Below are 18,081 nucleotides of genomic sequence, written 5' to 3' on the forward strand. Positions count from 1 at the left end.
AATGATAAACGTACGTGAATTGCAAGAAGTTGTTTCATTAATGAATGAATCTGGTATTCAAAAGCTCCATATTGAACATGAAGGAACAAAAGTTGTCATTGATAAAGCGGGAATTCCTTTAGAAGACACAGCTGTTACAAAAGTAAAAACAGAGGAAGTAAAAGCCGCTGCTGCTGAGCAAACGCCTCAAGATTCTATGTCTGTAAACGCAGCAGAGAATAATGAAAAACAAATCTTATCACCAATGGTTGGAACCTTTTACGCCAAGCCAGAAGCAGACGCTGATCCGTTTGTTCAAGTAGGACAAACTATTGAACGTAAAGATGTTGTATGTGTAATTGAAGCGATGAAGCTGTTTAACGAAGTAGATGCAGGAATGGAAGGAGAAGTGCTTGAAATTCTTGTGAAAGACGGAGATGTTGTTGAGTTTGGACAGCCTCTATTTACCGTAAAATCATATTAAAGTATACATATTGTCAGGAGGAGCCACTATGTTCAAAAAAGTGTTAATCGCAAACCGCGGTGAGATTGCAGTTCGTATCATTCGAGCTTGTAAAGAGATGGGAATTGCAACCGTGGCCGTGTATTCAGAAGCAGACAAAGATGCACTTCACGTAAAGCTAGCAGATGAGTCATTTTGTATTGGTAAAACATCTTCTAAAGAAAGCTACTTAAATATTCGGAATTTGCTTACCGTAGCACAAGTAACCAAGGCAGACGCTGTTCATCCCGGCTACGGATTTTTAGCTGAAAATGCTGATTTTGCTGAGATGTGTGAATCCTATGATATTACCTTTATTGGTCCAAAAGCGGAAGCCATCCGTAAAATGGGAGCAAAAGCTGTAGCAAGAGAAACAATGAAACAAGCCGGTGTGCCTATTGTACCTGGCACGGAAGGACTGATTGAAGATAGCAGCACCGCTATTCCAGTAGCAAGAGAAATAGGCTATCCAATCATTGTAAAAGCTACAGCGGGCGGCGGCGGAAAAGGAATGCGGCTAGCTCATAGCGAAGAGGAGCTAGAAAAAGCGATTCGTCAAGCTCAGCACGAAGCAGAAACAGCTTTTGGAAACGGCGGAGTATACCTTGAAAAATATTTAGAAGAACCGAAACATATCGAAATTCAAATTATTGCTGATGAGGAAGGTAATGTAGTTCATTTAGGTGAACGAGATTGTTCGATTCAGCGACGTCATCAAAAATTAGTAGAAGAAGCTCCGTCTCCTGCAGTAGATGAAAATCTTCGTGCGAAAATGGGCAAGGCGGCAGTCTCGGCAGCTAAAGCAGTCGATTATACAGGTGTGGGAACGGTGGAGTTTCTGTTAGATAAACACGGACATTTTTACTTTATGGAAATGAACACACGGATTCAAGTTGAACACCCTGTTACAGAACTTGTAACAAATATTGACTTAATTAAAGAACAAATTTCAGTAGCAGCAGGCTACCCGCTATCATTTGCTCAGCGGGATGTTCAGTTAAAGGGATGGGCAATTGAATGTCGAATCAACGCAGAAAATCCGGCTAAAAACTTTATGCCTTCTCCTGGAAAAGTCGAGATGTATTTACCTCCTGGCGGCTACGGCGTTCGTGTAGACAGCGCGGTTTACCCAGGCTATGAAATTTCTCCATTTTATGATTCAATGGTGGCGAAATTAATTGTAACAGGGAAAGACCGAAATGAAGCGATTCAACGAATGAAACGTGCGCTCGAAGAATTTATCATTATAGGTATTCACACAACTATTCCTTTTCATTTAGAATTACTGAATCATCCTTCTTTTAAAGAAGGGGATTTTACAACCAAATTTCTAGAAAGTAACCCTATTTCAATTAAAGAACTAGAAACGGTGTAAGAAAGGAAAGTGCTCTTATAAGGGAGTGCTTTCCTTTTTTTCTTCATGTATAATAAAAAGAACATATAATTAGCTAGTAAGCTATACTTCTATCAAATACATGTATTCGCACAAATAAGGGAGAAGGTTTTATGCAAGCTAACAATAAAACAGTCGTTAAATCCATGCAGATTCTCACGCTTTTTATCAACCACCCTAAGCTAACCTTCACAGAAATGATGGAATATTCAGGCGTTCCGAAAACTTCTTTACATCGAATGGTTGGTTCGCTGGAAGAGATGGGATTTTTAACAAAAGACGCGCAAGGATACTATTCGCTAGGACTTTTATTCTTGCAATTTGGTCAGCTAGTGGCTAATCGCTTAGATATTAGAAATATCGCAAAGCCCGTAATGGAAACGCTCCGAGACGAAGTAGAAGAAGCGGTTAATCTAATTGTACGAGATGGGGATCAAGCCATGTATATTGAAAAAGTAGATACGCTTCATCCCGTGCGTCTCTATACATCAATTGGAAGGCGTTCACCTCTTTATGCAGGAGCTTGTTCACGCATTATTTTGGCGCATTTACCCGAAAAAGAACAAGAGGCATATATTACTCAAACGGAGCTAACTCCAATAGGTATTGGAACCATTACAGATCAAAAGAAACTAAGAAATGTATTAAAAGAAGCAAAAGAAAAAGGGTATACCATTAGCACCTCAGAATTAGAAAACTTTACAACATCCGTGAGCGCGCCGATTGTAAATCATCAAAATGAAGTGGTTGCAGGCATTAGCGTAGCGGGAATTGAAGCGAGATTTCAAGGAGACAGACTACCGTTCATTATTCAAAAAGTAACAGAAGCGGCGAGCCTAATTTCTGAAAAACTCGGTTATCAAGGTTCATTAAAGTAGCATACATAGAAAAATGGAGGTAAACCATTGAAACGATTAGAAGGTAAAACAGTCGCACTCGTAGGTCAGCGTAAAGTAGAAGAAATCAGCAAAATTGTTGAAAACCTTGGCGGGACCCCGCTTGTACGACCTGCACAAGGAACCATCTTTTTAGATGACACACACTTAGAAGCAGATATTAAAGAACTGGTAAAAGGAAATTATGATTGGTTTATTTTTACGACAGGCGTCGGGACGGAAATTTTATATAAAACAGCAGATAAGCTAGGACTAGCTGATGAATTCCTTTCTTCTTTACAAGCAGCTAACATTGCTGCACGCGGGTATAAAACCGTAAATATGTTAAAAAAGCTCGGTGTTACTCCAACCGTTCGAGATGATGATGGAAGTACAGCGGGACTAGTCAGAGCGCTTCATTCGTTTTCTTTTGAAGGAAAGCATGTAGCGCTTCAGCTTCACGGAGATCCTGCACCAAAATTGATTGATTTTCTTTCGAATCAAAAAGCCCAATTCAAAGAGATTTTACCGTATCAGCATATTCCTCCAAAAGCAGAAGTCATGGAACAGCTTATAAACGAATTAACAAGCGGGAAAGTCGATGCTGTTAATTTCACAAGCGCTCCCCAAGCCCGCTTTTTATTTTCGTTTGCAAGAGAACACGGACAAGCTGATCACATTCGAGAACTCTTTGAAAGCTCTGTAGTAGCTGTGGCCGTTGGGAAAGTAACCGCTGCTGCTTTAAAAGAAGAAGGAGTAGATCGTATTGTTATTCCTGACCAAGAAAGAATGGGAAGCGCAATTGTAGCTTTAGAACACTATTATCAGCAGCGTGATTAAAAAAACCTTCTCGCCTCATGGCGAGAAGGTTTTTTGTATAGCTTCATCCAAGCGTTGTCGAATATTGTTTGAAAATTGCCTATTGTCCTCTTTTTGAACTTCTTCAAACATCGAATAGAAATAAATTCATTGTTATTCCAGAAAATCATTTTCAAATATTGTAAAAATGGTAGATAAAGGGTAAAAATAGACGAATATGTTAAAGAGTTGTTACGTTTCTTTTAGAAATATCTTAAATCTAAACAGCTTAAACAATAATAATTATCTACTTTATAACGCTAAAAGCACTGCTGTTTGAAGCTTGATAGATCTTTCACTGGCATGGGGAAATAAAGGTATATTTTTGCAGGCAAGAAGTGAATGTATACACAAGCGTTAAATGTTACATGACTGAAATATAATTGTAATATTGTTATTCTTTTTTTGAACGTTTATCGTGGTATAATTTTCGTAGATTTTCATTAGCATATTTAGCTATTTATCGACAAATACAGTGAACTTTACATAAATTGTCAGACTTTTATACATATTGATACATAATTAGAAATTACTAGTTTAACAGAGCGAGAAAGCGGAGGAATTCATATTGAAAAAGAAAATGCTTTTACTTAACACAACGGTTTTATTAGGCCTAGGAGGAGTTTTATCAACTCCAGCGTATGCCTCTACCATTCAGGATATGGAATCACAAAAATCTCAAATTCAAAATCAACGCCAAGATGTGCAATCTAACATCAAAGCAGCTTCTGATGAATTAACACGCCTTCAAGCAGAACAAGATCAAATGAAAGCACAGCTTGAGCGATTAACATTAGCAGAAGAAGAAAATAATAAAAAAGCCCAAAAAACAGAAGCGGATATTAAAGAAACGTCTAAACAAGTAGACCAGCTTGAAAAAGAAATTAAGCTGCTTCAAGAAAAACTTGAAAAGCGAAATGATATTTTAAAAGATCGTGCACGTTCCATGCAAGAAAGCGGCGGTAACGTAGAGTATTTACAAGTTTTACTCGGTTCTTCAAGTTTTGGTGATTTTGTAGACCGCGCGCTAGCTGTTTCGACTATTGTAGATGCAGACCGCGGTATTTTAAAAGAAACTAAAAATATGCAAGACGAACTAAAAACAAAACAAGCAGATGTTAAATCTAAGCTTGCTAGCTTAGAAGATATGAAGGCAGAACTGGATGAAATGACTGTCCAGCTAGCAGCTCAAAAGAAACAAAAAGATACGTTGGCAAAAGAACTAAAAGATAAAGAAGCAAAAAATGAAGAACTAAAAGCTTCTCTACAATCAAAAGACAGCTCTCTTGCGAATGAACAGTCTACGCTTGAACAAAATATTAAAGATCAAAAAGCGGCGGAAGAAGCAGCAAGAAAAGCAGCTGAACAAGCAGCTAAAGAGGCAGCTAAGAAAGCAGCCGAACAAGCTCAAAAAGCAGCGGCGGAACCAGCTGAAAAAGCTGATTCGCCTTCTCCTAAAGCAGCACCAAAAGCAAGCAGCAATGATGTTGCACCTACAAGCGCTCCGGCTCCAAAAGCTAGCAATGTTGTAACGGTAGGAAACCGCTGGATTGGAAACTCTGCTTACGTATTTGGCGGAGGACGCAGCCAGTCTGATATTAACCACGGTTTATTTGACTGCTCGTCATTTGTACACTGGGCATATTCTCAAGTTGGTGTTAACCTTGGGCCTCTTGGATCTGTAAGTACAGAAACATTAAAACATGCTGGAACGCAAGTGTCTTCTAGTCAAATGCAGCCTGGAGATCTTGTTTTCTTCGATACATATAAAAAAGACGGACACGTTGGTATTTATGTAGGCGGCGGCAAGTTCATCGGTGCTCAGAGCTCAACAGGTGTTGCAATTGCAAACATGAGCAGCGGCTACTGGAAACAAAAATTCAACGGACGCGTAGTTCGTATTTAATAGGGTATAGTAAAAAGAAAACATCCAATTTGGATGTTTTCTTTTTACATTGTAAGGAGCGTATGACTATGAACTCTATTTTTGATCATATACAGCCCAACTTAGATATTTTATTTGTCGGTTTTAACCCAAGCATCCGTTCCGGTGAAACGGGTCATCATTTTGCTAATCCAACCAATCGTTTCTGGACGATTCTTCATAAAGCAGGTTTAACAGATCGTAAATACCATCCCGAGGAAGATCACTCGCTGTTACAGCTAGGATACGGTTTAACAAATATTGTGGAGCGTCCTACAAAGGCAGCTGATGAGATTACAAAAGAAGAATATGCAGAAGGCAGAGAAATCCTAAAGAAAAAAATCGCTACATACACGCCTAAAATCGTTTGTTTTGTTGGAAAAGGTGTCTATCAGCAGTACAGCGGACGCAAGCAAGTGAGGTGGGGCAAACAAGAAGAATCGATGGTATCAGGAATAATGGATTTTGTTGCCCCGTCTTCAAGCGGGCTCGTTCGGATGAAAATAGATGAAGTAGTGGCTATTTACGCAGAACTTCCGAAGTTGCTTCGTACATTAAAATAGAGAAAGCCTTAGGGCTTTCTCTATTTTGTAAATGAAATATCAATTTGAATAATTTCTGACCGGCTTCCGATTCGAAGAGGAGGACCCCAAAAGCCAAATCCTGAAGAGACAATGGTATGCAGCTGATTAGTTTGTTTGTAGCCCCAATCAATTTCAAATAACCGCTTTGTGATCAAATGATTAGGGGCCATTTGTCCTCTGTGAGTATGACCGCATAAAAGTAAATCTACGCCTGCTTGTTCCGCTTCTTTTAAAGAAAGCGGCTGATGATCCATCGCAATGACTGGAAGAGAACGATCCGTTTCACTCGCTAAATCGAAAAAGCTGTCTCGATTTTTATCCGTCTTATCTTTTCTTCCAATTAAGTACAAGCTATCGCCTATGTTTAACACTTCATCCATTAAAATAGGAATGTTCATTTCTTTCATTCTTTCCACAAACTGAGGGATCTTCCCGCCGTAATACTCATGATTTCCCAAAATTCCATATGTGCCTAAAGGCGCTTTGAGCTGCTTCATCATATAATCCATTTCTTTTTTAAAGAATACGTGGGGATCATCGTCAATAATATCTCCAGGAAGTAAAATAAGATCTGGCTGTATCTTTTGTACATGAGTGATTAGCCGCTGTAAATGTTTTTTGCCGGACAATGTGCCAAAGTGCATATCAGATGCTACGGCAATGCGAAGGTTTTTCCGATTGGTCTTTTTAGCAAGCGAAATTGTATATTTTCTTACTACAGGACTGTAAGCATTATACGTACCGTAAGCAAAAATGAATAAAAAAGCAGCAATCATGAAAAGTCCGATTGAATCGATAGCTGTAGAAAGCGAAGCGCCTAGAAAAGTGAGAATATATACGGCTAGATTACTTATAGGAAGCAAAAGAACTGAATATTGAATAAATCCTAACCAATACGATCCTACAATTTTAAACATGCTCACTTGTTGAAACGCGCGACTGATGATAAAGGAATAAGCAAAAAACACAACGATCACCGTAAGAATCCATTTGTTTTCCACTTCAAACATTGTGTGAAGCCACACCCAAGCGTTCCATCCGATGTACAGAACGAATAGATTATATAAAATAACAACTAAAATAGACCTTACTAACACACTTACTTTCATACGCTAACCTCTTTTCTTTCATCCGTAATTCCACTATAGCTCATTTTTATTGCTTCAACAAAATTTTATCTCTTCTTTCATCAATAAAATTTTTGCCTGTTGCACAAACGAAAAAACACACCTATAAAACAAGGTGTGTTTTTTGTATTAATGATGGTGATGAGCGTGGTGAAGGCTGCTAATCACAAATTCAGGCTCTGGAACGTGGAAATATTGAATCCATACGCCTTCTAAAAATTTCTCGCGTTTATCTAAAACGATATCGATATCTTTATCTGTTTTTACGATTTCATCATGTTCAGTCGGCGTATCGAATTTCCAATCATAATGCGCATGATCACCGTGGTCGATAGTTACATATACACGGATCATTTTTCCTTGACCTTCTGGGCTAGCCAAGGCATTTTTTAATACTTTTGCTGCGTTTCGATTAATTTTTACTTCCATTTCGAAAACTCCATTCTGTAACTTAGTATGTAAAGTATTTTCGCAAACTTAAACGAAAAAGAGAAATTTTTTGCCTGACGCTCCGTATAGAGTTGCTTCATTCCAACATAATACGCTACACTACACCATATTGAATGAAAAAGGAGCGTATCATAAATGAAGATCGTTATTTTAGGTGACACTCATATCCCCAAAAGAGCGAAACATTTTCCAAAAAGACTCCTAGCCGAACTGAAAACAGCTGATGCGATTATTCATACCGGAGATTTTCAAACGATAGATGTCTACAATGAACTGCGCGTTTTTGCTCCTGTACACGGCGTGATTGGAAATGTGGACAGTGAAGAGCTTCAGCAAGTACTTCCAACTTCATTACTTCTTCCGTTTGATGATGTTACGATTGGCGTAGTCCACGGTCATGGCAAAGGAAAAACGACTGAAAAACGTGCACTTTTGGCATTTGAACATCAACAAGTCGATGCAGTAATTTTTGGTCATTCTCATATTCCTGTTCATAAACAAATTGGTGATATTACATTGTTTAATCCAGGTTCCGCTACTGACAAGCGGCGTCAAAAGCAATTTTCGTTTGGACTGCTGTACATACAAAAAGACACGCTGCACTTTGAACATGTTTTTTATGATTCTAAAGACTAAAACAAGAGGGGACTCTTGTTTTAGCACTTTTACGTTTACGTTGTGTGGTCTAAATGAGCGATATATTCGTGAAGCTTATTTTCTTCATAGTCGTTTAAGTCATGCATCGGAATAACCTGCTGAGTTTGAGGATCCGTTCCTCTTACTTCCGCAATTTTTACTCCTTCTTTATAGATATTAAAAATATCTTTTTCTTCTCCGCGCTGAACCTTTTCTGTTTCAAACATTGAAAAAGACTTGCTGTTTTTACTTTCTTCCATTAAAATCACCTACTTTTTTTATCGTACTCTTATCTTTTCACTCCCATTGTTAATTATGTATACACTCGATGACTAAAGGAATATGAAGTCTTGCCGATAGAAAGGAAGTGCACGATCACTTTTAACTACAGAGAGAGAGGCTACATAGCATGGAGAGAGTAAGAAAAAAAAGGTCCCTTAATAACTTTAAGACAAAGCTGGTGCTAGCATTTGCAGCGATCTTATTAGTGCCATCTGTTACGATAGGTGTATCAGCTTACATAACAGCGAAACATGAAATTGAAAACCAAATTATTAACACAGCACAGCAAAATGTACAGTCCATTAATTCGGTGATTGACGATACCATTGGACCAAAAATTCATGATGTAGAGTTTTTTGCATCAGTGGTAAACAACGAGCGCTACAATGAAAAAGATATGAGTACTTTAAGCAAAGATTTTAACTTATATGCTTCGCTTCATCCAGAAGCCGTCAGCATTTTTACAGGAAATGAGCAGGGGAAGTTTATTCAAGCGCCTAAAAAAGTGACACAAGCAGGCTATGATCCCAGAAAACGAGATTGGTACAAGCTAGCCATGCAAAACAAAGGGAAAACAGTTGTCACTGAACCTTATCCCTCAGCCTCTACAGGTCAAACCGTTATTACTGTAGCAAAAACAACGGCGGATGGCACAGGGGTTATTGCTTTAAATTTAGATATAAGCCGCATCAATAAAGCTGTCAGCAAAGTGAAAATCGGAGAAAAAGGATATCCATTTCTTTTAGATGGAGAAAGAAAATATATTGTTCACCCTACGGAAAAAGCAGGTACAAAAGCAACAGATTCTCTTTTTGACAAGCTTTATGCAAAGAGCTCCGGATTCTTTGAATATACCTTTAACGGTGATGAAAAAAAGATGGTCTTTACGACAAATAAAACAACGAACTGGAAAGTTGCAGGCACTATGTATTCATCAGAAGTGAGTGAAGCAGCACAGCCTATCTTTTACAAAACACTATTTATTATTGTAGCTTGTCTGATAATAGGTAGTCTTACCATTTTTGTAGTGTTGCAATCAATTATTAAACCACTCAAACAGCTTAAGAATCAGGCTCTGAGCGTTAGTGAAGGAGATTTGACAACAGCGATTACCGTCAGTTCAAAGGATGAAATCGGCGAGTTAGGGTATGCTTTTAGTCAGATGCAAAACAACCTTCGCACATTAATTCAAAATGTTGAAATGAGTGCAGAACAAGTGGCTGCTTCTTCAGAAGAGCTAACGGCCAGCTCACAGCAAACGAGCGCTGCGACTGAACAAGTATCGGTTGCGATACAAGAAGTGGCTTCCAGTGCAGAAAAACAAACGGCTGTTATTGACCAAAATGCAGCTTCTTTAGATGAGATTGTACAAGGAGTTTATACGATTGCCAAGCGTACAGAAACTGTTTCTCAGCTATCAAATCACACAACGTCTGAAGCGGTAGAAGGTGGAAAAGCCGTGAGAGAAACGGTCGAACAAATGGAATCCATTTCTCAGTCCGTCGAGCTATCTAATACAACGATTCGTACTTTGTTTCAACGTTCAAAAGAAGTTGGAACCATTTTAGAAGTAATCAGCGGCATTGCTGCTCAAACAAATTTACTAGCCTTAAATGCTGCAATCGAAGCGGCACGAGCTGGGGAACATGGAAAAGGTTTTTCTGTTGTAGCAGCGGAAGTGAGAAAGCTGGCAGAACAATCACAAGTGTCTGCGTCTCAAATTTCTGAGCTTATTCAAGCTATTCAACAAGATACTCAGGAATCTGTACATACAATGGAGCAAGTTACAAACAAAGTTGAAGAAGGACGAACAATTTCACAAACGGCTATTCAAAAGTTCGAACAGATTCTAAGCAGCATGAATGAAACGACTCCGCAAGTAGAAGAAGTGGCTGCGACTGCTCAGCAAATTTCAGCAGCGGTTGAAGAAGTGGCTCGTACAGCAGGTGAAATGGCAATCCTTGCTAAAGGAAATGCAGCTACATCTGAAGAAGTGGCTGCATCAACTGAAGAGCAGCTGGCTTCAATGGAGGAAATTGCTGTTTCCGCACAATCTCTGTCTCAAATGGCAGAACAATTAACAGCGCTCATCAGTAAATTTAATTTGTAAACTTTCGTCAAATCGTCATAGACCTCTTTTATATTGGAAAAAGTAGAACATATACACATATGAAAGAGGTGACAGTATCCGATGGAGCAAACAAAAATGACCTTTGAGCCAGCTTCAATTAACGATGATATGCATGCGAAGCTTAAACAACTAGAAGAGCAGTTTCAACAAACGTTGGGAAAAAGAGTAGCTTTAGTTGCATACGAAGCTGAAAAATAAAAAAACAAAAAAGAAAAGACCTAGTGTCTTTTCTTTTTTTGTTTCAATAAGGTTAACATACATTAAATTACAAGCTTTTTTCATATACTTTCTCAAAATAACACTAATATAGTGTAAAAATACACTATATTAGTGTTATTTCACTTTTTTGTATGGTATAATTTCACAGAAATAAAGAAAGGAGCTTACAGTTTGTGATGAAGAAAAACCTGTTGTTAGGATCTTTTTTATCTTTTTATCTAGTAGGTTCGTATACCTCATATCATATCTATAAACAGCAGCAAACCCGTCCTGTAACGGAGGATGTTGCGCAGCTTCTTCCTACAAAAGTCAAAGAAATAAAGCATGGAACCACTGAAAAACAGCTGAAAAATTGGGTGAAAACCGCTTCACAGCATCATGAAAAAATAGCGATTTCAGGCATGCAGCACAGCCAAGGAGGGCAGACGTACTATCCTAATGCTATTTTACTTGATATGAAGCAGTACAATAAAATTATAGATTACAAGCCCCGTCAAAAAGAAATTACGGTTCAAAGCGGGACAACGTGGAATGATATTCAGCAATATATACATAAAGACGGTCTTGCTCTTAAAGTTATGCAATCACAAAATATTTTTACCGTTGGAGGTTCTATTAGCGTGAACGTACACGGCAGAGATATTCGATACGGTTCTTTAATGGATACGGTCAAATCTATGCGTCTCCTGCAGGCGGACGGATCTATTATCGAAATTAGCCGGACGAAACACCCCGAGCTGTTTTCTTTAGTAAACGGAGGCTACGGGTTATTTGGGGTCATTTTAGATGTGACGCTTCGTTTGACGGACGATGAATGGTACGAAGATGAAATTATTCGCTTAGATTATAGGCAGTATACAGCGTATTTTAAAAACTACGTACAGCATAATCCTGACGTTCGTATGCATATGGCGCGTATTTCCGTTTCTCCTAATCAATTGCTAACAGATATGTACGTCACAAACTACCGTTTATCTTCTCAAAATACTTCTACTGCAAACGAACCGCTCAAAACAGAAAAAATAGTGGCACTTCCTAAATTTATGCTAGGGCTGTCTCGGTATAGCGACTGGGGCAAAGATATGCTGTGGGAAACACAAAAGGCTTATTTCTTAAAACAAAATGGACGGCTTGAAACAAGAAATAATGTTATGCGTTCTGAAAGTGATTTTATGGAATACGAAAGTGCTAGCCGGACGGAAATTTTGCAAGAATACTTTGTTCCAGTTGATGAATTTGCTTCTTACATCGATGATTTACGTCAAGTGTTATCAACTGAGGAATTAAATTTATTGAACATTACCGTTCGCTATGTAGAGAAGGATAATAAAGCCGTCATGTCTTATGCAAAAGACGATATGTTTGCTCTTGTTTTACTTATTAACCAGAAAAGAGACAATCAAGGCATCTCTGATACACAAAGAGTTGTCCGAAAAATGGTGGATGTGACGCTGCAGCATCAGGGAAGCTATTACTTGCCTTACTACGGCTACCCAAGCAAGAAGCAGTTAGAAGAGGCTTACCCTCATACAACCGCCTTTTTTAATTTGAAAAGAAAATATGACCGGAACGAAACGTTCGTTAATTTATTTTATAAGGAGTATGGAAAATGACGTACAAACAACTCTTACATTCACAAAGCCTGATGATTACCGCAAGCAGTATTGTGTTTCCTTTTTACCTTTTACTGCTTCGAAATCTTGGCGATAGCTATTCACAATTTGGCTTAGCTTACGGAATTTTTGCTTTAACCGCAGCTTTGAGTCATCCGTTGATCGGTTCATGGAGTGACAGAGTAGGAGAAAAGCGCTTGCTTCTTTTATATACGTTTGGGATGGCCGTTGTTATGATTGTGATTCCCGTTTTAACAACGATCACACAGGTGTATATCATTCAAATTATAATGGGTCTGCTTGGAGCTCTTCAAAAAACAGCAGAAAAAATAGCGTTATCTAGGCAGACAGATCGTGCTCACACAGGAAAACAAGTAGGACACTATCATTTATGGACCTCTATATGGGCAGCCTTGGCCGTTATTGCAACAGGGTATATCATTGATTTTCTGACAATCGGAAGCCTTTTTTACATCACTTCGTTTATGTACGTAGCGGCAGGGGTATTAATATGGCAAAAACCAAAAACAATCGAGCTTGAACGCCACCATTCGCTGTAAAAGCATATATGGACAGGTCACCTGAATTTTTTAGTTCGTACAGTAAGATACTATAAAAAATTTATGTTCTCCCGATATAAGTACTGAAAGGAGAAACGTTTATGCAAGGTATAAGTATATCAGGGCAAGATGCATGGTCTTCTATTATAGTATCGTTCGCTATTTTCATCATTATATGGGGTCTGATTCCAGGCTTAACTATAAAGTATTTATGTAAAAGTCAAACACTAGGTATAGCAAGTTTTTTTATCGGTATTGTCTATGGAGTTAAAGCGGGTCATTTTCTTATTTAAATACGGTTTAGGTTAAATAAGGAAGCTTGGACCGCTATTAGCTAAGTGGGAGTCCCTTTTGTTTCCTGTTATTTTTTTAGAGCAATTCTCCATAATAACAGTTAAAGAGGTGAATCCGATGACAGATAACAATGTTGGGTTTGGAGTTAGCGGAAGCGAAGAGACTAGAAAAAAATCTACTGTTTCTAGTAAAACTCCTATATCTAATGATGTACAACAAAATCAAAAACAAGATAACTACGAAAAGCTTAGCCATCAACTAAATTCATTATCTGATGATGAATTTAGAGCAGATCGTGATGAAGATTAAGGGCTACCTATCAAAAAAGAATATTTAAATTAAATAAAGTATTATGAAAGTAAACTAAGTGGATTCCATGACTTTAACGTGATAGCATTAAGTACTGGTACAAACATACCACTTGACTATTTTGACATGCTATCTTGTCGAAGTTCTTAGTTATTTCTTTGATAACTGAGAATTCATTTGTAACCTTTAAGTAGAGATATAAAGGTAATCCTTCACTTTAATAAGTGAAGGATTTTTTTTCATTCCGTAAAAGTTTTGCAATTGTTTGGATTAATAAGAATAAAACAGATACATTGTATACAATGTAAACGTCGTCATGTATAATGTAACTTATTCTTAGTTGAAAACTTGAATGAGCAGGACAGACATACTCGAGATAAGCGGAGGCATACACCGGTGTCTAAAAAAATACATGATTTTAATGATATTATCCGAAAGCTGCGCAAAAAACTTTTTGGAAAAGGTCCAGAACGAATTCATACTGTATTCGTTCAAAACATGGCTATTTCAACTTTGTACGGCAACTTAACGTCAGCTGAACAATTTATCGCGAGAACAACCGAAGGTAAAGAGACGGTACATATGGCAAGAACGAAGCTTATTCAAAACCTTTATGCTTCATCTCCTCCAGAAGGACTTGAAGACTTGTTAGGAGCTAAGCTGAACTATTTATTTTCCGATATCAAAGTGGAAGAAGATATCGCCGTTTCCGTATTTGTGTTTGAAACCAATATTCAGTAGAAGAACAACGCAAAATACATAATTTAATTAAATGAAAGAGAAGTAGGATCTGCTTGTTTTTTATTTAGTTTTATTATAAATAATGATGACTGATATACTGTAAAGAAAGTGCAGGATTATTAGGCAGCATTCAAAAACCTTGTGTAAAAGGTGTTTTTGAGTGCTGCCTTTTTTAATTAAGGAGGAGTTTTATGGCATTTCACAAGCCGGATAAAATGTTAAACATTGCTTTAGAAGCGGGGGTTTCAAAGACAAAGTTATCCCTTTCTTCTATTCTTATGCTTGGGTTTCTAGGAGGCGCATTTATTGCGCTTGGTTTTTTACTAGATGTGCGCGTCATTGGTAATTTACCAGCTGAATGGGGAAGTTTATCAAATCTTTTAGGAGGGGCCGTCTTTCCTGTAGGTCTTATGCTGGTAGTACTTGGCGGAGCAGAGCTCATTACGGGGAATATGATGTCTGTCTCCATTGCCCTGTATGCAAGAAAAATTTCGCTTCGTCACTTGCTTCATAACTGGTTTTGGGTCACGCTTGCTAACTTTTTAGGTGCAGTATTTATTGCGTATTTCTTTGGACATATTGTCGGGTTAACAGAAACGGGGCCTTTTTTAGATAAAACGGTAGCAATTGCTCAAGCTAAAATTGACGACTCATTTTTAAAAACGCTTATTTCTGCCGTGGGCTGCAACTGGCTTGTATGTTTAGCTATTTGGCTTTCATACGGCGCTGACGACGTTACGGGGAAAATTCTTGGTATTTGGTTTCCGATTATGGCATTTGTTGCGATTGGCTTTCAGCACGTTGTAGCCAATATGTTTATTATACCCGCCGCTATTTTTGCAGGTCATTTTACATGGATTGATTTTATGACAAATATTATCCCTACCTTTACTGGAAATATGATAGGTGGAGCTGTATTTGTAGGCCTTATTTATTTTTCTTCTTATCAACAGAAACAAAAAGAACGATTAAAAAAAGCTTCTTAATCAGGATTTATCAGTTGTCATTAAAAAAGCAGTCTCTTAGTAAAGAGGCTGCTTTTTTGATAGTGAAAGGTGAAAAAATGTACTTTTAACAATTTATGTATGATAACATATAAATCGATTAGAATATGGTACCATGAGCGTTTGAATCCACACTATTATTTTCATAATAATATTATGGTTAACTAGATGTTGATTAATACATTCGCAATTGAATATCTAGTACTACTTACTGTTTTATATGATTCATATGCAAATCATATTTAATAACTTACTAACGCTAACGGAGAGTGAAAAAATGAAGTTCATGCTTGCTGTTTTATTGATTATACTTGGTAGTATTTTAGTTGGTTTGACTAGTAACAGTCTAGGGGCGACAGGTAATAACATCATGCACTTAGCTGGAATTGGGTGCCTTATAGCAGCTATTTTTATAGCAAAAGGCAGAAAAGATACTAAACGCCGTACAAAAAAGGAATGCGATGTTTAATCACGCATTCTTTTTTGATGTGAGCAGCTCTAGGCCTTTGTCGTCCACTTTTTCTTACGATTATTATAAAATAGAGAATAACAGCTATACATACAGCAGTAAGGTGGTATTTAACAATGAAACAATTCAACAAAACAATCGGTATTGCAGCGCATGTGGATGCAGGGAAGACTACGTTTTCGGAGCAGCTTCTTTACCACACAAAAAGTATTAAACAGCGAGGAAGAGTTGACCACAAAGACTCGTTTCTTGATACTCATACGATTGAGAAAGAACGGGGCATTACGGTATTTGCTGATCAAGGAACTTTTTCATATAACGGTTCTACTTATTATTTAATTGATACGCCTGGCCACGTCGATTTTTCACCTGAAATGGAACGTTCTATTCAAGTGATGGACTATGCGATTGTTATCTTAAGTGCAGTAGAAGGAGTTGAAGGCCATACAGAAACGGTTTGGCAGCTGCTTCAAAAACATCGTGTGCCCGTATTCTTTTTCATCAATAAAATTGATCGTGTAGGAGCAGATCCTGAACGTGTTATAAACGATATTAAACATAACTTAACCGCTGATGTTTTTGACATAACTTCAGAGCTTGTAGACGGCTCGTTAAGTGAGGAACTTATTGAATTTACAGCTGAAAAAGATGAAGAGTTTTTAGATGCATTTATGGAAGGCAAGAATGATCAAGCTTATTGGAAAGCGGCTATGCAAAAGCTTATTCAAGCCAATCAGATTTTCCCGTGTGCTTGTGGATCAGCTTTGCAAGACATCGGTATTGAAAGTTTTTTAGAAAAGCTCGATTTGCTATCAGAAACTCACTACTCGCAGGAAGAAGCATTTTCAGGGCGTGTATATAAAATTCGGCACGATGAAAACGGCATGCGCATCACGTTTATCAAAGCTCTAAGCGGGACACTGCAAGTGCGTGATGAAGTGGCTTATGAAAAAAACGGAGAGCTATACGAAGAAAAAATCACTCAAATTCGTGCTTATAACGGAAGCACATTCAAAAACGTAAATGAAGGTTCAGCAGGCGAACTTTTTGCAGTTACAGGATTGACTTCAGCATCCGTTGGAGACGGTCTTGGAACGTTAAAAGAAAGCCGCTCCTACGAACTTTTGCCTACGTTAAAATCAAAAGTTGTTTTTGAGCCTTCTGTTCATCCAAAAGAAGGAATTAAACTTTTTCAACTATTAGATGCCGAAGATCCTTCTTTACATGTGACGTGGGAAGAAAGGACTCAAGAGCTTCATATTCATGTGATGGGAGCCATTCAGCTTGAAGTTCTCGAAAAACTGATAAAAGAACGTTTTAATATAAACGTACAGTTTGAAGAACCAGAAATTTTGTACAAAGAATCCATTGAAAATACAGTGATGGGCTACGGGCATTTTGAACCGTTGAAACACTATGCAGAAGTTCACTTGAAAATAGAAGCAGCGGAACGAAACAGCGGAATTACCTTTGAAAATGCTTGTCACGCCGATGATTTATCCGTTGGGTATCAAAATCTAGTCCGTCAGCATATATTTGAAAAGCCGCATCACGGTTTGCTAACGGGGTCGCCTACTACTGATCTAAAAGTGACGTTGTGTACCGGACGAGCTCACAACAAGCATACAAGCGGAGGAGATTTTAGAGAAGCAACGTACCGAGCATTACGACAAGGGTTAGAAAAAGCCAAAAATATTGTGCTAGAACCGTATTATGACTTTAAAATTAAAGTGGATATTGATCAAATGGGGAGGGTATTAGCTGATGTTCAAAGCGCACACGGCCGCTTTGATTCTCCTGTAACAACCGAAAACAAAGCGATTATTACAGGGAAAGTTCCTGTTGCTACTTTTATGAACTACGGTTCGACGCTAGCATCTTTTACGCACGGAAAAGGAGCGATGTCTCTATTATTCGGAGGGTATGAACGTTGTCATAATGAAGAAGAAGTTATTGAACGAATCCGCTACAATAAAGAGGCAGATCCGGAATACAGCTCATCCTCTGTCTTTTGCGCCAAAGGACAGGGATATACGGTTCCTTGGAAAGAAGCAGAAGAAAAAATGCACTGTTTATAAAAAAACACTGTAGCAATTGCTACAGTGTTTTTTCTCCATACCTTACCTTTACA

General features: G+C 38.1%; 20 protein-coding genes. 17 read left to right on the forward strand and 3 right to left on the reverse strand.

Features of this window, described 5'->3' with window-relative positions; all coding sequences use genetic code 11:
- The first annotated feature begins 1 nt into the window (after position 1).
- The 6 genes from accB (at position 2) to mug (ending at position 6,094) form a co-directional block, all read left to right on the forward strand.
- Positions 2–463, forward strand: coding sequence for an acetyl-CoA carboxylase biotin carboxyl carrier protein (accB, locus tag AC1VNJ_RS13110; protein WP_060745553.1), 462 nt, complete (start codon positions 2–4; stop codon positions 461–463).
- 28 nt (positions 464–491) lie between these two features.
- A complete protein-coding gene (gene accC, locus AC1VNJ_RS13115; protein ID WP_033579071.1) occupies positions 492–1,856 on the forward strand; it encodes an acetyl-CoA carboxylase biotin carboxylase subunit in 1,365 nt (454 codons plus the stop codon).
- 131 nt (positions 1,857–1,987) lie between these two features.
- On the forward strand, positions 1,988–2,752 hold the full coding sequence (locus AC1VNJ_RS13120; RefSeq protein ID WP_033579070.1) for an IclR family transcriptional regulator: 765 nt from the start codon (positions 1,988–1,990) through the stop codon (positions 2,750–2,752).
- 27 nt (positions 2,753–2,779) lie between these two features.
- Positions 2,780–3,589: a uroporphyrinogen-III synthase gene (locus AC1VNJ_RS13125; protein ID WP_033579069.1), complete on the forward strand. Its 810-nt coding sequence runs from the start codon at positions 2,780–2,782 to the stop codon at positions 3,587–3,589.
- Positions 3,590–4,175: 586 nt separating this feature from the next.
- Complete coding sequence (locus AC1VNJ_RS13130) at positions 4,176–5,513, forward strand: coiled-coil domain-containing protein (protein WP_482640881.1); 1,338 nt, start codon at positions 4,176–4,178, stop codon at positions 5,511–5,513.
- Between the two features lie 68 nt (positions 5,514–5,581).
- The gene (mug, locus tag AC1VNJ_RS13135; RefSeq protein ID WP_034266359.1) at positions 5,582–6,094 is read left to right on the forward strand and encodes a G/U mismatch-specific DNA glycosylase; all 513 of its coding nucleotides are present in this window, start codon (positions 5,582–5,584) and stop codon (positions 6,092–6,094) included.
- A 20-nt stretch (positions 6,095–6,114) separates the two neighbouring features.
- Here mug and AC1VNJ_RS13140 read toward each other — a convergent pair whose 3' ends face one another.
- The gene (locus AC1VNJ_RS13140; protein WP_034266356.1) at positions 6,115–7,224 is read right to left on the reverse strand and encodes a metallophosphoesterase; all 1,110 of its coding nucleotides are present in this window, start codon (positions 7,222–7,224) and stop codon (positions 6,115–6,117) included.
- A 147-nt stretch (positions 7,225–7,371) separates the two neighbouring features.
- Positions 7,372–7,671: a hypothetical protein gene (locus AC1VNJ_RS13145; RefSeq protein ID WP_013083290.1), complete on the reverse strand. Its 300-nt coding sequence runs from the start codon at positions 7,669–7,671 to the stop codon at positions 7,372–7,374.
- Positions 7,672–7,827: 156 nt separating this feature from the next.
- On the opposite strand from AC1VNJ_RS13145, the gene AC1VNJ_RS13150 reads away from it, so the two are divergent.
- Positions 7,828–8,328, forward strand: coding sequence for a metallophosphoesterase family protein (locus tag AC1VNJ_RS13150; RefSeq protein ID WP_033579065.1), 501 nt, complete (start codon positions 7,828–7,830; stop codon positions 8,326–8,328).
- Between the two features lie 35 nt (positions 8,329–8,363).
- Here AC1VNJ_RS13150 and AC1VNJ_RS13155 read toward each other — a convergent pair whose 3' ends face one another.
- A complete protein-coding gene (locus AC1VNJ_RS13155) occupies positions 8,364–8,588 on the reverse strand; it encodes a hypothetical protein (protein WP_014459961.1) in 225 nt (74 codons plus the stop codon).
- Positions 8,589–8,737: 149 nt separating this feature from the next.
- Here AC1VNJ_RS13155 and AC1VNJ_RS13160 point away from each other — a divergent pair, with 149 nt between their 5' ends.
- The 10 genes from AC1VNJ_RS13160 (at position 8,738) to AC1VNJ_RS13205 (ending at position 18,028) form a co-directional block, all read left to right on the forward strand.
- Positions 8,738–10,720 carry a methyl-accepting chemotaxis protein gene (locus AC1VNJ_RS13160; protein ID WP_482640882.1) on the forward strand — a complete coding sequence of 661 codons (1,983 nt, stop codon included), beginning with the start codon at positions 8,738–8,740 and terminating at the stop codon, positions 10,718–10,720.
- A gap of 81 nt (positions 10,721–10,801) precedes the next feature.
- A complete protein-coding gene (locus tag AC1VNJ_RS13165) occupies positions 10,802–10,939 on the forward strand; it encodes a hypothetical protein (protein WP_014459963.1) in 138 nt (45 codons plus the stop codon).
- A 197-nt stretch (positions 10,940–11,136) separates the two neighbouring features.
- The gene (locus AC1VNJ_RS13170) at positions 11,137–12,573 is read left to right on the forward strand and encodes an FAD-binding protein (RefSeq protein ID WP_340843313.1); all 1,437 of its coding nucleotides are present in this window, start codon (positions 11,137–11,139) and stop codon (positions 12,571–12,573) included.
- The gene (locus tag AC1VNJ_RS13175) at positions 12,570–13,133 is read left to right on the forward strand and encodes an MFS transporter (RefSeq protein WP_033579062.1); all 564 of its coding nucleotides are present in this window, start codon (positions 12,570–12,572) and stop codon (positions 13,131–13,133) included. The genes AC1VNJ_RS13170 and AC1VNJ_RS13175 overlap by 4 nt, the downstream gene beginning before the upstream one ends.
- Positions 13,134–13,234: 101 nt before the next feature.
- Entirely contained in the window at positions 13,235–13,426 is a 192-nt protein-coding gene (locus AC1VNJ_RS13180; protein WP_033579061.1) for a hypothetical protein, read from the forward strand.
- 118 nt (positions 13,427–13,544) lie between these two features.
- Positions 13,545–13,736: a hypothetical protein gene (locus AC1VNJ_RS13185; RefSeq protein ID WP_033579060.1), complete on the forward strand. Its 192-nt coding sequence runs from the start codon at positions 13,545–13,547 to the stop codon at positions 13,734–13,736.
- A 396-nt stretch (positions 13,737–14,132) separates the two neighbouring features.
- Positions 14,133–14,477, forward strand: a complete 345-nt coding sequence (locus tag AC1VNJ_RS13190; RefSeq protein WP_034266345.1) for a Na-translocating system protein MpsC family protein — start codon at positions 14,133–14,135, stop codon at positions 14,475–14,477.
- 191 nt (positions 14,478–14,668) lie between these two features.
- The gene (locus AC1VNJ_RS13195; RefSeq protein WP_482640883.1) at positions 14,669–15,463 is read left to right on the forward strand and encodes a formate/nitrite transporter family protein; all 795 of its coding nucleotides are present in this window, start codon (positions 14,669–14,671) and stop codon (positions 15,461–15,463) included.
- Between the two features lie 295 nt (positions 15,464–15,758).
- On the forward strand, positions 15,759–15,950 hold the full coding sequence (locus AC1VNJ_RS13200; protein ID WP_034266339.1) for a hypothetical protein: 192 nt from the start codon (positions 15,759–15,761) through the stop codon (positions 15,948–15,950).
- 116 nt (positions 15,951–16,066) lie between these two features.
- Entirely contained in the window at positions 16,067–18,028 is a 1,962-nt protein-coding gene (locus tag AC1VNJ_RS13205; RefSeq protein ID WP_482640884.1) for a GTP-binding protein, read from the forward strand.
- Positions 18,029–18,081: the final 53 nt, after the last annotated feature.

Source organism: Priestia sp. 3CA3 (assembly GCF_056836725.1).

Coding starts and splice junctions, on each gene's coding strand:
- accB (WP_060745553.1), top strand. CDS start 2: ATGATAAACGTACGTGAATTGCAAGAAGTTGTTTCATTAATGAATGAA.
- accC (WP_033579071.1), top strand. CDS start 492: ATGTTCAAAAAAGTGTTAATCGCAAACCGCGGTGAGATTGCAGTTCGT.
- AC1VNJ_RS13120 (WP_033579070.1), top strand. CDS start 1,988: ATGCAAGCTAACAATAAAACAGTCGTTAAATCCATGCAGATTCTCACG.
- mug (WP_034266359.1), top strand. CDS start 5,582: ATGAACTCTATTTTTGATCATATACAGCCCAACTTAGATATTTTATTT.
- AC1VNJ_RS13140 (WP_034266356.1), bottom strand. CDS start 7,224: ATGAAAGTAAGTGTGTTAGTAAGGTCTATTTTAGTTGTTATTTTATAT.
- AC1VNJ_RS13145 (WP_013083290.1), bottom strand. CDS start 7,671: ATGGAAGTAAAAATTAATCGAAACGCAGCAAAAGTATTAAAAAATGCC.
- AC1VNJ_RS13150 (WP_033579065.1), top strand. CDS start 7,828: ATGAAGATCGTTATTTTAGGTGACACTCATATCCCCAAAAGAGCGAAA.
- AC1VNJ_RS13155 (WP_014459961.1), bottom strand. CDS start 8,588: ATGGAAGAAAGTAAAAACAGCAAGTCTTTTTCAATGTTTGAAACAGAA.
- AC1VNJ_RS13160 (WP_482640882.1), top strand. CDS start 8,738: ATGGAGAGAGTAAGAAAAAAAAGGTCCCTTAATAACTTTAAGACAAAG.
- AC1VNJ_RS13165 (WP_014459963.1), top strand. CDS start 10,802: ATGGAGCAAACAAAAATGACCTTTGAGCCAGCTTCAATTAACGATGAT.
- AC1VNJ_RS13170 (WP_340843313.1), top strand. CDS start 11,137: ATGAAGAAAAACCTGTTGTTAGGATCTTTTTTATCTTTTTATCTAGTA.
- AC1VNJ_RS13175 (WP_033579062.1), top strand. CDS start 12,570: ATGACGTACAAACAACTCTTACATTCACAAAGCCTGATGATTACCGCA.
- AC1VNJ_RS13180 (WP_033579061.1), top strand. CDS start 13,235: ATGCAAGGTATAAGTATATCAGGGCAAGATGCATGGTCTTCTATTATA.
- AC1VNJ_RS13185 (WP_033579060.1), top strand. CDS start 13,545: ATGACAGATAACAATGTTGGGTTTGGAGTTAGCGGAAGCGAAGAGACT.
- AC1VNJ_RS13195 (WP_482640883.1), top strand. CDS start 14,669: ATGGCATTTCACAAGCCGGATAAAATGTTAAACATTGCTTTAGAAGCG.
- AC1VNJ_RS13200 (WP_034266339.1), top strand. CDS start 15,759: ATGAAGTTCATGCTTGCTGTTTTATTGATTATACTTGGTAGTATTTTA.
- AC1VNJ_RS13205 (WP_482640884.1), top strand. CDS start 16,067: ATGAAACAATTCAACAAAACAATCGGTATTGCAGCGCATGTGGATGCA.